This is a genomic window from Bacillus sp. RE35, assembly GCF_052146655.1.
In the GTDB taxonomy this organism is placed as follows: Bacteria; Bacillota; Bacilli; order Bacillales; family Bacillaceae_G; genus Bacillus_A; species Bacillus_A cereus.
Genome location: NZ_CP197377.1, coordinates 865,843 through 879,633, shown reverse-complemented (window position 1 = coordinate 879,633; position 13,791 = coordinate 865,843). Strand labels below are relative to the sequence as shown.

Genomic DNA, 13,791 nt, shown 5'->3' with positions numbered 1-13,791 from the left:
AAAGGATTCAAGTGAATTGTATAGATTTCATACACAATTCACATTTTAAAACGTTTTCATTCCTTTTAATAAGCTCAACAAAAAACGTAGCCAAAAAGCTACGTTTTTCTTTCATCGTTTCGGTGTATTTTTATGATTCTTCAAAAACGGAAGCGGGAACTGCTTACGGAAATGCTCTTTAATCATGTACTCTACACCGTTTTCACTATTTGAACGTGTAATCCAATCGGCTGCTTGCTTTAATTCTACAGGCGAGTTCCCCATCGCTACCCCAAGTCCCACGTTTTCAATAACCTCTAAATCTTCCATACTATCTCCAATCGCAACCATTTCATTTAGCGAAATATTTAAATGCTCTCCAAGCAATTGTAACCCGCGTAACTTTGATACATTTTGCGGTAAAATTTCTATTCGTTTTGAATCACATTCAACATACTCTACATCTTGGAACGCTTTTCTTAATGTATTTAGCCCGCGTTCTTTTTCACCTTTAGTTTGGAAAAGAACATCAATTTTTGGCGCCGCTACCGGATGGTCACGAAGCGCGTCACCTAACGAATCTACAAATTGAACTGGATAAAATAAGGGATCTGCGCTTGATAATACAGTGCGCGCAATTAAGTTTGGTGTATTTCTCTCACGATTTCCTATCGAAAACCGTTCATGAGAAATGCGTACGTTACAATCAAAGTGCTCTAACACTTGCACAATGTTAAAAGTCTTCTCTTCAGACAATCTTCTTTGAACGTACGGCTTATCTAACGTTGCTGAAACGAAAGCACCACCATGTGTCACTAATATAGAATCTAATTTTAACGCCTTTGCTACTTTATGAGCGGATTGAAAATTACGACTCGTAAATAACGTAACGTATACATCTTTTCTTTTCACAAATTCAATTGTTTCTCTTAATCCTTTTGCAATTTTTCCATTGTTGTATAGTAATGTCCCATCTATATTAAGAGCTAGTAAGCGATAAATCATGTCGCACTCCCCCTCTTCGCTGTTGTACTCTATCCATAATTTATGAAATAAATGTAGCAAATAGAACGAGTTAGAATTACTACTGAAAATTTGGTTTACTATATACATATACACTTAGCAAAGGAGATAGTACAATGCAGGCACCTCCTTCTTTTTATGAAGGCGATACGTTAGAAGTCGCAAAAAAATTACTCGGGCAAAAACTTGTTCATATTGTAGACGGAATAAAGCGAAGCGGAATCATTATAGAAGTAGAAGCATATAAAGGCCCAGATGATAAGGCCGCACATAGTTATGGAGGCAGACGGACAGATCGCACAGAAGTTATGTTTGGTGCACCAGGGCATGCTTACGTATATTTAATTTACGGTATGTATCATTGCTTTAACGTTATTACAGCGCCAGTGGGCACCCCGCAAGGTATTCTCATTCGAGCTCTTGAGCCGGTAGATGGAATAGCAGAAATAAAACTAGCGCGCTACAATAAGACCGAAATTACAAAAGCGCAGTACAAAAATTTAACGAACGGTCCTGGCAAACTATGCCGTGCACTTGGCATCACTTTAAAAGAACGCGGTGTATCGTTACAAAGTGATACGTTACATATTGAATTAGTTCCAAAAGAAGAACACATATCATCACAATATAAAATAACAGCAGGACCTCGTATTAATATCGACTATGCAGAAGAAGCTGTACACTATCCGTGGCGTTTTTATTATGAGGGACATCCGTTTGTTTCAAAAAAATAAGCGATATCAACAATTTTTCAAATATATCTATCGTAACTTACAATATATCAACGATTTTTCGAATATATCTATCGTAACTTACAATATATCAACGGTTCGACAAGAAATATAGATTTATCGACAAATAATAACATTACGAATAAAAGAAGACTGTTCCAAAATGGAACAGTCTTTCCCTCTTACTCTGCACCTTCCGCAGTTGCAATATTATCCTCTAAATTCTCTCTTGATAATTCAGCCGCCATAAAATCAGCTGTTTCTGGAAGTGCTAAATGCATATGAGCTTTTTGACAAATTTGGATGGTACAGTTTTCTATAACATAGTCGAAAACATGTCCGCCCCCGCTTCTTTCATCATCAATGTAATGTAAGTGGAATCCAGCTACCCCAATACCTTGCGCATAATCTGGTGTCCAAAATCCAGCAAGCGTACCTTCTGTATTTTCAAATGAAAAGATTGGTTGTGATTTCGTCACTTCAACGAGCGGTGTATACGGTTTTTCTTGCCTTGGAACAGTTCTCGTCCTTACTTCACGGAACGTACCGTCCATTCGAATACCGTAAAACAAGTTTTTACTTGGCATTAATTCATGTAATAACGCTTCAACTTCTTCACGATTCATCGGACGCTCTACCGTATAACTCATTTCTTTTTCAAAAAACGTTACAGTCGCAAATGGCGTTGTTTCTTCTGGCTCTACTTTTTCCGCTGAACCGTCTGAACGTAAATGATAAAATTCATTATCAAATGCAATCATTTCACCATCTAATTGATCAAATGTGCCGATGCCGAAATCACCATGTTTTTTCAAATCTTCAAAGCTAATTACACCATCATATATACCATCTAATAGCGCAAGCATTGTAGATGTTTGATATACTTCATTACTCGTTTTCGTTTTTTTCGCATCAATATCAATTAATTGCGCAACAGTCATCTCAAATCTGCCTCCATTAGTTTAATTGGTTTGGTAATAATTTTTCGCTTAATTTAATGTTGTCACGATAGTCAATTGGAATATCAATAATGACAGGACCATCTGCTGCTAGCGCGGATTTTAACACACCTTCTAATTCATCAGGCGTGTTAACACGAAGACCTAACGCCCCGAAACTTTCCGCATATTTCACAAGATCAACATCGCCAAACTCTGTAGCTGATGTTCTGCCGTATTTCATCATTTGTTGGAATGCAACCATATCATATGTGCCGTCTCTCCAAACAAGATGGACGATTGGAGAATTTAAACGTACCGCCGTTTCTAACTCCATCGCTGAGAATAAGAAACCACCGTCACCTGATACGGAAACTACTTTTTTACCTGGTTCTACTAAAGTAGCTGCGATTGCCCAAGGAAGTGCAACACCTAACGTTTGCATGCCGTTACTAAATAATAATCTACGTGGTTCATAAGAACGGAAACATCTCGCCATCCAAATAGAATGGGAACCGATGTCACATGTAACAGTTGTATCGTCACTAATTAAAGAACGAAGTGTACGAATCACTTGAAGTGGATGCGTAACACCTTCTGAAGGACGATTTGGAACTTCTGCTTGTTCTGATAATTTTGCGCGTAATCGTTCTAATACCGCTTCTGATTTCGTACTTAATACAAGTTTCGGTAATTTCTCCGCGATGCTATTTACCGTTAAGGCAATATCACCAATTAATTCACGCTCTGGTTGGTAATCATGGTCGATATCTGCTTGATGGTCGTCAAGATGAATAATCGTTCTGTCGCCAAGTTTATTCCAGAACTTTGGATCATACTCGATTGGATCATAACCGATAGAAATCACAAGGTCTGCTTCTTCTAGTAAAATATCACCTGGTTGGTTACGGAATAATCCAACGCGGCCGAAGAAATGATCTTCTAACTCACGTGAAATCGCACCAGCTGCTTGATATGTTTCAACGACAGGAAGTTCTGTATCCGCAATTAATTTACGAACAGCTTTCGTCACTTCATTTGTGCTCGCTCTCATACCGAGTAAAATAACTGGTAATTTCGCTGATTTTATTTTTTCTACTACATATGTAATATCATGTGTGGGAGCGATTCCAAGCTGTGGCTTAGAAAGCGCACCGATAGACTCTACAGTTGTTTCCGCAGTCATAACATCTTGCGGAAGACTTACTAAAGTAGCTCCCGGATTTGTGGAAGTCGCACTTCGAAATGCATTACTAAGTGCTTCTGGCACATTATCAGGATGCTCTACTTCTACGCTATATTTTGTGATTGGTTCGAATAGTGCAGCATTATCCATAGATTGATGCGTACGTTTTAATCGATCCGTACGCGGTACTGCACCAGCTAAAGCAACAACGGGATCACTCTCCGCATTCGCAGTAACAAGACCTGTCGCTAAATTTGATGTCCCTGGTCCTGAAGTTACAAGACATACGCCCGGTTTCCCTGTTAATCTACCAATAGCAGCTGCCATAAATGCTGCATTTTGTTCATGACGACAAACGATTAACTCTGGTCCTCTTTCTTGCAATACATCAAATACAGAGTCAATCTTTGCTCCTGGAATACCGAAAACATGTGTAACACCTTGTTTAATTAAACAATCAACAACAAGATCTGCTCCCTTTGTTTTTGTCTTCACGTCGTTTGCTTTTACACCTGTACTCAAAACTAATCACCCTTTATTTCATAATGTGTGTAATAAAGATTTTAATTTCACCTAGTTAATTAAGCTGGTGAAGTATCATTTATCATTATATTACAAATGCATTATTTTTCCAACAATATGAATTCGACATTATTTTGACAAGTTTTAAAGAATGCGCTTACAACCTTTTGTTTATCTTAAAATAACATTTTTATATCTCTTCTAAAAATGTACAAAAATACTTCCACCTATTCACATTATTAACAAATTTATAGTACCTTGCAAAGAATAATAGTAAGTGATATATTTGTAAATAATGGAATACCCATTATTTGTAATTTTATTCACGATTAGTATATCTCCTTTCAAAAAGTAGATATAGATTGTGTGTGCTGCTTAGAAAAAAGATAGGATTTTCAGCCATAATTCATCATTTTATAAAGGAAAGTGATCGTTATGAACAAGAGTGAATTTTTAGAACAACTTAGTTCTTCCCTACGGAATATGCCTAATTCAGAAAAGGAGGATATTATCTCGGAGTACGAAACTCATTTTATTAGTGGTAAACAAGATGGAATATCTGAAGAGGAAATTTCTAAAAAGCTAGGAAATCCTAAAACCATTGCTAAAGAACTTACTGTTTCCTATGCAATAAGCAATGCTGACAGTAAACGAAGCTTCAAAAATATGATAATTGCACTTTTTTCTGTTATGAGCTTAAGTGTTTTAAACTTTGCCTTTATCTTTATCGCCTTTTTCGTACTACTCTTTTTATTACCGATTCTTCTAGCACTTATCATTGCTACACCATTATTAATTATTTCACCTATCTTATTAATAGGATTAGGATTCTTTAAAGGGTTTCATCAAATCAGTTATTCCGATGTTTATAATGTGTTCATCGCTTTTTGCGTCGGTTTACTCATATCCGTCATATCTTATCAAATGGTAAAACATCTATATGCACTTTTAGTAAAGTATTTGAAATGGAATATTGCTATTTTACAAAGACACTAATGAATGTAAAAGGAGATTAAAATGAAGAAATATACTTTATATTCACTCATGCTACTTACTCTTTTATTTCTATCAGCTTGTTCAAACAGTGCACAACCTAAGGAAGAAAACGATGTACAATCTATTAAAGATGTTGCTATTAAAGTTCCAGAAAATATATTTAGTTCCTCAAAGAAAAACAAAACTATTAATGAAGACGAAATGAAACAAAATATAAAAAATTATATAGATTATAGTTGGGAGTTATCTGAAAATATTATCCCTCTCGCTTCAACAAATTCTGATAAGAATTTCACAGAATCTGACCAAGAAAATTTACAAAAACTAATTGATTTAGCGAAACAAAACGATATGAATTTCCATGAGTTTATTAGTAATAATAATTTACCTACTGATTATAAAAAACCTTCAAAAGAAATCTATGCATTTATGTCATCATCTACGGATATTTTCGTAGAGCTAGATCAAGAATTAGACAAACTCACCCAAGATGGTAACTTATTCAAAGCCAATTTTTCTTTTACAAAACGCCTTGAGAAAATAAATGGGAGGAAACAAAAAGAGATTGAAACGTTTTTGAACGAAAAAAATATTAAAACTTCAATTAACAGCAATAAAAAAAATTAACAGATGTGTTACATATCCCTTTCAAAATAACCAATAAGAAATGGCTATTTTGAAAGGGAGTTTTTGTGGTATAACTATTAAATTCCCTAAACAAAAAAGACACTCCTAAACTAGGAGCGTCTTCCACTATTACGCTTGTTGTTGCGCGCTATATAATTCTTCAAGTGGCTTCATGATAATTTTGTTAACGTCACCGATTACAACGTTTAGGCGTTGCTCAGTTTCCATTAATTTTGTAATTTTAGCATCTTGTTGAATGCGAGCTACAACTTCTTGTGCTTGTTGGTTGTCTTCTTCAGTGATTTCTTGGCCTTGCATCATTTTCTGTTGTAGGCTAAGTTGCATTGTACGGAACTCATCGAATAAGTTCTTTGAAGCTGTGTCAGCTTGAACTGCTGCGTAGCTCTCTTTTAAAGTTTTGAAGTCTTCGTTTTCAGCGATTGCTTTTTGTAATTCATATGCAACATCATGAATGTTCTTTGTCATTTTATTTTTCCTCCTTTAGAAGGCTAGCGCTTTTCACTCGCACTGCCTTTTACGTGCATTTACATACGCACCTCTTCTTACCATATCAAACTATGCAAGAGATGTGAAGAAATTTCACTTTTATTTCTATGTACTCACCTTATTATCTAAGAAACAATAGTAACAATCCTTGTACGAGCCCGATCATTCCGCCTAATAACGCTCCTAAATACGTAATCATTTTCAATTCGTTTTTCGTAATAGACAGAACTAAGTCTTCTAATCTTTCTGTTGAGAATGTAGACACTTCTTGCTGGACAATTTCCGCAAGGTGTAGATTATTTAGTATACTCTCTACATTTTCTGTTCCCCACTTTAAGCCTTTCGTTACTGCACTTGGAACCACTTTTTCAATAATTGTTTCTCGAACTGGTTCACATACTTGCTGAACAGATTGATTTAAAAACTTACTCACTGTTTCCTCTACTTTAACTGCTGACAGCACGGAGCTTACAATCATTTCTTTCTCTACAAATGCTTCTAATTCTTTTACATCTCTTCCTTTTAACTTTTCCCACTCTTTTTGTAGTACGTCAGTTAAAAGCTGCTTTGTAGCATCTTGCCCTAAAAACTTAATAACTTCTGGCTGCACACGATCCACAACACTTACATTTCCTAAAAACATTCCGACTAAGTTAAGTAGCGTTCCGCGAGAAGCAAAGAAATCATCAATCATTTTTGAAAGACGTGCTTTCCCTTCTTCACTTTCAAAAAAGCTAATTCCTCGCTCTAAAATAAACGCCGAGACATTCGGAATCGCATTCTCTACTTTTTCATTTACAGAATGAGGTAAAGCCTGTTCCCATGTATATGTATAATACTCTGCTAAAAATGCATGAATTTTTTCTGTAATAACATGTTCGATTTTTCGAGTCGCTTCTTCTTCTACATACGCTACATTCCATTTTTCTAACATATGTCGCAGTGATTGTTCATTCGTAATTACTTTATCCACTTCCACTTGCGCCCAGTGAATTAAACCTTTTTGAAACTCTTCATTTGTTAGCTTTTTTCCAATTCCTTCTGGTGTTAACAAATGTTCTACAACCATTTTTCCTAATTGAACAGCAAGTTCATCACGACGCTTCGGAATTAACCCTGGTGTAAATGGAACTTGAAACTTTCCGATATAAATAGGACGATGAGGACGAAATAACATTTTTATCGCTAAATGATTCGTGTATCCCCCAATAATTGCTCCGAGTCCTGTCGTCGTTAACATATTTAACCATATATTCATTACAATCAACCTTTCACTTCTCCAAAACTATAGCATATCATCATACGGACAAAAGTATAATGGTATAAAAACGTATTTGCAATATATAGCTTCGCCTATTATGCAAATAGTAGTAAAGGAGTGATTTCGTTGGTTCTCGGCCTTTTAACTTCTAAACTTCATTATGAGCAAACGTATTACACCGAAATCGCTAAACGCGCGCGGCTTTATCATAATGTCGTTGCCCAGTTTACGCCATTTTGTATTGATTCTAAAACAGACCTTGTTTCTGGTCTTATTTACGATACAGATACAGGAAAATGGAAAGAGCAAACATTCCCTATTCCTTCTTATATATATGATCGTTATTCTTTTCACGAGGAAACAGACTTTGAAAAAGCAAAATCAATTATTCACTCTTTGCACAACCGTCCTTCCACTACCTTTTTAAATAACACACTTATTAACTTAAGTGAACTACATGATTTATTTCTTACTAATAAAAAACTGTCTCCTTATATACCCAAATTTGAAGTGGCAACGATACAAAACATTTTCAAACTTTTGTTAAAATCTAAAGATATTATTATACGCCCCACTAATATACATTCTAAAGACAACTTATATCGAGTCGCTTACAAAAATAAAACGTTTCATATCGATACAGTAAATGAAAAATACCATACTTCTCTTTCAATCAAGCGGACAGATGAATTTATATCTTGGTGTAAATCTAACATACGTTCATCACGCTACATAGTGCATACCATGCTACAACCACCAAATCAATTAACATACCCACTCCACATTCGAACTATTTTGCAAAAAAACAAAGAACAAACTTGGAATGTTATAGGTCAATTTATACAAAAAAGTTCATTTCCTAATCAGCTTTTACCTTCAGCAACAGACGATGATTCATTGCATTCATTTTCAAAAATTAAATACGTACTATCTAGTACAGGTGTGCAACTATTGCAAGACGCTTTACACGACATTATAAATGAAGTATTCCAAACACTAGATCAGTCTTATTCTTCATTATTCGAACTAGAACTTTCCACAATTATGGATCAAAAAGGCGCAATTTGGCTTATGTATGTCAACACGATTCCTCCTTACGAACAATACATTCGTCATAGTGATTCATTAGCTGAAAAGATATTTCACGGACCACTTAAATTCAGTCGCTTTACACCATAATGAAAGGAGGTAAACCTATTTTGAAAGAACATATATATACATTAAACATTTCAGATGAACATCCAAATAGCATTACTTTACCTTACGTTTTTTCTATTACACCACCTATTACATCCCTATCCTTCGGTATACGTCACATTGCAAGTGAAGAGGTGAAAATTCATTATTCCTTTACTCGCGAAATTATTATCGGAAAACATATTGCCGAAAAACTTTTACTGCCTCAATCAACTACTATTCATGCATTCACACAAAACCAAACAATTATTTTCGGACCATTGATTGGCATTTTTACAACTGGCTTTAACGATGATTCTTCTACCCCTTTAGGAAATCGTTCAATTGCTCTGAGTGAGTTGTTAACACCACCATTCTCATTACGACCGTTCGTATTCGTCTTTGGGGTTCAACATATACACTGGGAAGAAGAAACGATTGAAGGATATTTCTTTCAAGAGAAACAATGGATAAAGAAAAAAGTCCCTTTACCAAATGTCATTTACGATCGCTTACCGAATCGGCAAGCGGAAAATTATAAACCAATTGTCAGGGCAAAAAGAAAATTAGAACAAGACTACTGCATTCCATGGTTTAACCCAGGTTTTTTCAATAAATGGGAAGTTCATCAACTTCTTACGAAAGACGAATCAATTAAACCCTTATTACCAAATACAGAAGCATTTCAGCATTTTGAACAAGTAGAACGGTTTCTTGGCACGTATAAATCAGTGTACATGAAACCAATACACGGGAGCTTTGGTAGAAATATTCATCAAATATTTTATTCTCAAACAGAGAATTGCTACTACTGTCGTTATCGCGAAAATGAAGAAAATAAACTGAGAAAGTATCAATCATTAGAAACGCTTCTAAACCACGTATTAAAAGGACATGATTTAAAAAAGTTTATCGTACAGCAAGGTATTTCGTTACTTCGCTTCGATGGGCAACCTGTTGATTTCCGCATTCATACAAATAAAAACCATTTCGGTAATTGGATAGTTAGTGCAATCGTCGCCAAAATCGCCGGCAAAGGCAGTTTAACAACGCACGTAAATAGTGGCGGTGATACAAAATTATTACAAGAGCTTTTTCCAGATTCAACGAAACAAGTTCAAATTGAAAATAAATTAAAACATACTGCCTTACAAATAAGTTACGCGCTCGATGAACAAGTAACTGGAAATATTGGAGAAATCGGTTTTGATATCGGTTTAGACACAAAGGAAAATCCGTGGCTCTTTGAAGCCAACTCTAAACCTGGGCGAACTGTATTCCAAGATAAAAAATTAAAAGAGCAAAGTGAACTGACGCGCCAGTTATTTTACGAATATGCCGTCTACTTAACTGAACATTCTTTACGTGATACAAAAGAAAAAATGTCTCAAATAAAATCAGGGGCTTCATCAAACACCGAACATATCCCTTCTCCTATGATTCACTCACAAATACAAAAACAAAAACTTCCACCTAGATAATAAGGTGGAAGTTTTCTATTTACACAAGTTTTACTACAACCTCAGTTTCCACGTTACATACTCTGCAATAAAAAATATGATTGCAATATTCATTTGAATTATTATGCGTTAAACCATCTACTGCACTTAATAATTCTTGATCCATATAGGCACTATAATCGTCTATGTAATCTACAGACTTCCCATAATCTTGGAGTATACTTTGGCAATTTTGACAAGAATATGTTTGTGATTCTAATGCGTTGCAAAGCGGGCAAATTCCCATCATGATTCCTCCATACGTTATCGTTTATAAGCCTCTCTTTTTTAGAGTGAAGAGAGCAACCTATCCAGACATAGGAGCGCCCACTCCATCCCTACTTAAAAATAGAACTATGAAGTTGCTACCGATTTCATTTTTATTTCAATAAATCATAAATAAGAAGCTAATAATTAGCCTACAAGTAGCAGGCTACAATGAAAAAATTATATTTAATATCACCCTTAGTTTGGCCTGTTTTCTTAAAAATACAACGATTACTCTTATTTCATAATTTACGAAATCAATACGTTTTTTTGACAAAATTTACAAATTATTATTTTGTATATCTTTCTAGGTAACATCCATACTATGAGTACAAACTTAATTACCGATGGATTAGCGCCAACCGGGGCGATAATCTGGTTCAACTCCAGCTAGTCCAACCAAAAAAACTTTTATAACTCTAAGGAGGATATATTCCTATGGCAAACCAAAATTCTTCAAATCAATTAGTAGTACCAGGTGCAACAGCTGCAATCGATCAAATGAAGTACGAAATCGCTCAAGAATTTGGTGTACAATTAGGAGCAGATTCTACGGCTCGCGCTAACGGTTCAGTTGGTGGAGAAATCACAAAACGTCTAGTTGCAATGGCTGAGCAAAGCCTTGGCGGATTCCACAAATAAATATATATGGCAAAAAGGTCTCAAGGCATATGCCTTGAGACCTTCCTTAATTTATTGCAACATTTGTAAAAACTTCTTCGTGCGTTCTTCTTTTGGATTTGTAAATACTTCTTCTGGTGTACCTTGTTCGACAACGACACCACCATCCATGAAAATAACACGGTTCGCAATTTGATGTGCAAAACGCATTTCGTGCGTTACAATAACCATCGTCATGCCCTCTTTAGCAAGTTCTTTCATTACTTTCAGAACTTCTTGAACGAGTTCAGGATCAAGCGCTGACGTCGGCTCATCAAATAGTAACACTTCCGGCTCCATCGCAAGTGCGCGCGCAATTCCAACGCGCTGTTGTTGTCCGCCTGATAATTGGAACGGATATAAATCCACTTTATCTGCTAAACCAACTTTTTCAAGGAAATAGTTTGCTTTTTTCTTCGCTTCTTCTTTCCCCATCTTTTTCACTGTAACGAGCCCTTCCATTACATTTTGAAGTGCTGTTAAATGCGGGAATAAATTATGGTGCTGGAATACCATACCTGTTTGCGTACGAAGATTAACAATATCTTTCTTCGTTACTTTTTGAGAGAAGTTAAGCTCTTTATTACCGATACGAATATTACCAGCGTTTGGCGTTTCTAATACATTGAGACAACGTAAGAATGTCGTTTTACCAGATCCAGACGGCCCAATAATAACAACAACCTCGCCCTTCTCAACTGTTAAATCTATATGCTTTAGTACGGTATTATCTCCGAAACTTTTTTGTAAGTGCTGAATTGAAATCATAAAAACAAAAACTCCTTTTGTAAAAGGATTATTTTAATGTATAGCGTTCTGAACGCTTTTCTAACATCTGTTGTACGATTGATAATAAGAAACAAATAACCCAGTAAATAAGACCTGCTTCAAAATAAACAATTAAAAACTCGTAGTTCATCGCCGCAATTTCCTGCGCTTTTCGGAACATTTCTGTTACTAAAATTAACGATGCTAATGAAGTATCCTTCACTAAGCTAATAAATGTATTTGAAAGCGGCGGGATTGATACGCGCGTTGCTTGTGGTAAAATAACACGTTTTAATGCTTGTGGATATGTCATCCCAATTGTATAAGCTGCTTCCCACTGCCCTTTCGGAATGGAAAGGATAGAAGCACGAATAATTTCAGATGCATATGCACCGACATTTAATGAAAATCCAACAACTGCTGCTGTATATGGCTCAACTTCAATATTAAGAGTTGGAAGACCATAGAAAATAATAAATAACTGTACAAGAAGTGGTGTTCCGCGAATGATAGATACATAGATACGAGCAATCCATTGTAAAATACGACTACCTGAAATACGTGCGAGCGCTGTTAACGTCGCAAGTATAAGACCGATAATAAATGTAATAAGCGTTAATGGAATTGTTGTAAAAACAGCTTCCTTCAGCATAGGCATGAAGGAAGTCTGCATAATATCTATCCAAGTAGACAATCGATCTGAAACTAATGCACTACTTAGATACATTTTCACCGAACCATTTTTTCGTTATTTTGTCATACGTACCGTCTTTTTTCATATCTTCTAACGCTTTATCTACTTCTTGTACAAGCTTATCGCTACCTTTACGGAATAAGAATCCACTTTGTGAAGCTTCTTTTTCTGTATCTACAATTTTAATTTTTGCATCTTTTTTCGTTTCTAAATAATTTAATACTGATAACTTATCATTAATTGTAAAATCAACGCGTCCTGAAGCTAATAATTCTGCCGCTTGGCTAAATCCTTCTACACCTTCGATTTCTGCACCGTTTTTCTTAGCAATATCTGCATAGTTACTCGTTAAAGATTGTGCTCCTTTTAACCCTTTTACATCAGCAAATGTAGCAGGCTTATCTTTATCTTTTGCGATAACTAATGCCGCTGAAGATGAAATGTATGGTTTAGAGAAATCGTATTTCTTTTGACGATCTTCACGAATACCAACTTCGTTTGCAACCATATCGAAACGTTTTGCATCTAGGCCAGCAAGTAAGCTATCCCATTGTGTTTCTTTAAATACAGGTTTTACACCTAAACGTTTTGCAACTTCTTCTGCTAATTCAACATCGAATCCAGTTAATTTATTGCTTGAATCGTGGAACGTAAATGGTGGATATGTACCTTCTGTACCAATTACAAGTTCACCGCTTTGTTTAATCTTTTGTAACGCGTCTTGACTAGCTGTATCTTTTTTCTCTTCTTTACCGCAGCCGGCTACAATCCCGATCGCTAATGTAGTTACTGCAAGCACTGAAAATAATTTCTTCATGATAGTAATCCTCCAAGTATTCTGATAGGAATTTAAAAACTATATTGATTGTATGCAATCTTGAACAATTTTTCAATGAAAATGTTCTTATTTAGTTTATCCTTTTTCTTCATAATCAAACAAAAGGGAAAAATAACGCT

The 13,791-nt window shown here is 35.5% G+C and carries 15 protein-coding genes; 6 read left to right on the top strand and 9 right to left on the bottom strand.

Annotated features, from left to right (window positions below; translation table 11 throughout):
• Positions 1–111: 111 nt before the first annotated feature.
• Positions 112–984 carry a Cof-type HAD-IIB family hydrolase gene (locus ACTL4X_RS04575; protein ID WP_000640431.1) on the bottom strand — a complete coding sequence of 291 codons (873 nt, stop codon included), beginning with the start codon at positions 982–984 and terminating at the stop codon, positions 112–114.
• Between the two features lie 134 nt (positions 985–1,118).
• Between ACTL4X_RS04575 and ACTL4X_RS04570 the strand changes: the two genes are divergently transcribed.
• The gene (locus ACTL4X_RS04570) at positions 1,119–1,736 is read left to right on the top strand and encodes a DNA-3-methyladenine glycosylase (protein ID WP_071740652.1); all 618 of its coding nucleotides are present in this window, start codon (positions 1,119–1,121) and stop codon (positions 1,734–1,736) included.
• A gap of 179 nt (positions 1,737–1,915) precedes the next feature.
• Here ACTL4X_RS04570 and alsD read toward each other — a convergent pair whose 3' ends face one another.
• Both alsD and alsS read right to left on the bottom strand, forming a co-directional pair.
• Positions 1,916–2,674 carry an alpha-acetolactate decarboxylase gene (gene alsD / locus ACTL4X_RS04565; RefSeq protein ID WP_000215024.1) on the bottom strand — a complete coding sequence of 253 codons (759 nt, stop codon included), beginning with the start codon at positions 2,672–2,674 and terminating at the stop codon, positions 1,916–1,918.
• Between the two features lie 16 nt (positions 2,675–2,690).
• A complete protein-coding gene (gene alsS, locus ACTL4X_RS04560; protein ID WP_071740651.1) occupies positions 2,691–4,379 on the bottom strand; it encodes an acetolactate synthase AlsS in 1,689 nt (562 codons plus the stop codon).
• Between the two features lie 435 nt (positions 4,380–4,814).
• On the opposite strand from alsS, the gene ACTL4X_RS04555 reads away from it, so the two are divergent.
• Together ACTL4X_RS04555 and ACTL4X_RS04550 are read left to right on the top strand one after the other, a co-directional pair.
• Positions 4,815–5,375, top strand: coding sequence for an HAAS signaling domain-containing protein (locus ACTL4X_RS04555; protein ID WP_001042974.1), 561 nt, complete (start codon positions 4,815–4,817; stop codon positions 5,373–5,375).
• A 21-nt stretch (positions 5,376–5,396) separates the two neighbouring features.
• Positions 5,397–6,002, top strand: coding sequence for an NDxxF motif lipoprotein (locus tag ACTL4X_RS04550; protein ID WP_000760965.1), 606 nt, complete (start codon positions 5,397–5,399; stop codon positions 6,000–6,002).
• Between the two features lie 129 nt (positions 6,003–6,131).
• Here ACTL4X_RS04550 and ACTL4X_RS04545 read toward each other — a convergent pair whose 3' ends face one another.
• Together ACTL4X_RS04545 and ACTL4X_RS04540 are read right to left on the bottom strand one after the other, a co-directional pair.
• The gene (locus ACTL4X_RS04545) at positions 6,132–6,488 is read right to left on the bottom strand and encodes a YlbF/YmcA family competence regulator (RefSeq protein ID WP_000164614.1); all 357 of its coding nucleotides are present in this window, start codon (positions 6,486–6,488) and stop codon (positions 6,132–6,134) included.
• Positions 6,489–6,630: 142 nt separating this feature from the next.
• A complete protein-coding gene (locus ACTL4X_RS04540; protein WP_065381890.1) occupies positions 6,631–7,767 on the bottom strand; it encodes a DUF445 domain-containing protein in 1,137 nt (378 codons plus the stop codon).
• Positions 7,768–7,896: 129 nt separating this feature from the next.
• Here ACTL4X_RS04540 and ACTL4X_RS04535 point away from each other — a divergent pair, with 129 nt between their 5' ends.
• Together ACTL4X_RS04535 and ACTL4X_RS04530 are read left to right on the top strand one after the other, a co-directional pair.
• On the top strand, positions 7,897–8,949 hold the full coding sequence (locus tag ACTL4X_RS04535) for a YheC/YheD family endospore coat-associated protein (RefSeq protein WP_000242825.1): 1,053 nt from the start codon (positions 7,897–7,899) through the stop codon (positions 8,947–8,949).
• Positions 8,950–8,969: 20 nt separating this feature from the next.
• Entirely contained in the window at positions 8,970–10,427 is a 1,458-nt protein-coding gene (locus ACTL4X_RS04530) for a YheC/YheD family endospore coat-associated protein (protein ID WP_000658103.1), read from the top strand.
• A 19-nt stretch (positions 10,428–10,446) separates the two neighbouring features.
• Here the strand turns inward: ACTL4X_RS04530 and ACTL4X_RS04525 are convergent, their stop codons facing one another.
• Positions 10,447–10,692, bottom strand: coding sequence for a hypothetical protein (locus ACTL4X_RS04525; protein ID WP_000510476.1), 246 nt, complete (start codon positions 10,690–10,692; stop codon positions 10,447–10,449).
• Between the two features lie 458 nt (positions 10,693–11,150).
• Here ACTL4X_RS04525 and sasP point away from each other — a divergent pair, with 458 nt between their 5' ends.
• The gene (gene sasP, locus ACTL4X_RS04520; protein WP_000013338.1) at positions 11,151–11,354 is read left to right on the top strand and encodes a small acid-soluble spore protein, SasP family; all 204 of its coding nucleotides are present in this window, start codon (positions 11,151–11,153) and stop codon (positions 11,352–11,354) included.
• Between the two features lie 51 nt (positions 11,355–11,405).
• On the opposite strand, the gene ACTL4X_RS04515 is transcribed toward sasP, so the two are convergent.
• Genes ACTL4X_RS04515 through ACTL4X_RS04505 form a run of 3 tightly spaced genes read right to left on the bottom strand, consistent with a single transcriptional unit; the run spans position 11,406 to position 13,651 of the window.
• On the bottom strand, positions 11,406–12,140 hold the full coding sequence (locus tag ACTL4X_RS04515; RefSeq protein ID WP_000623610.1) for an amino acid ABC transporter ATP-binding protein: 735 nt from the start codon (positions 12,138–12,140) through the stop codon (positions 11,406–11,408).
• 28 nt (positions 12,141–12,168) lie between these two features.
• The gene (locus ACTL4X_RS04510) at positions 12,169–12,867 is read right to left on the bottom strand and encodes an amino acid ABC transporter permease (protein WP_000281501.1); all 699 of its coding nucleotides are present in this window, start codon (positions 12,865–12,867) and stop codon (positions 12,169–12,171) included.
• Positions 12,854–13,651 (bottom strand): amino acid ABC transporter substrate-binding protein, encoded by a 798-nt coding sequence (locus ACTL4X_RS04505; protein WP_000732840.1) that lies wholly within the window; start codon positions 13,649–13,651, stop codon positions 12,854–12,856. Before ACTL4X_RS04505 ends, ACTL4X_RS04510 begins: the two co-directional genes overlap by 14 nt.
• Positions 13,652–13,791: the final 140 nt, after the last annotated feature.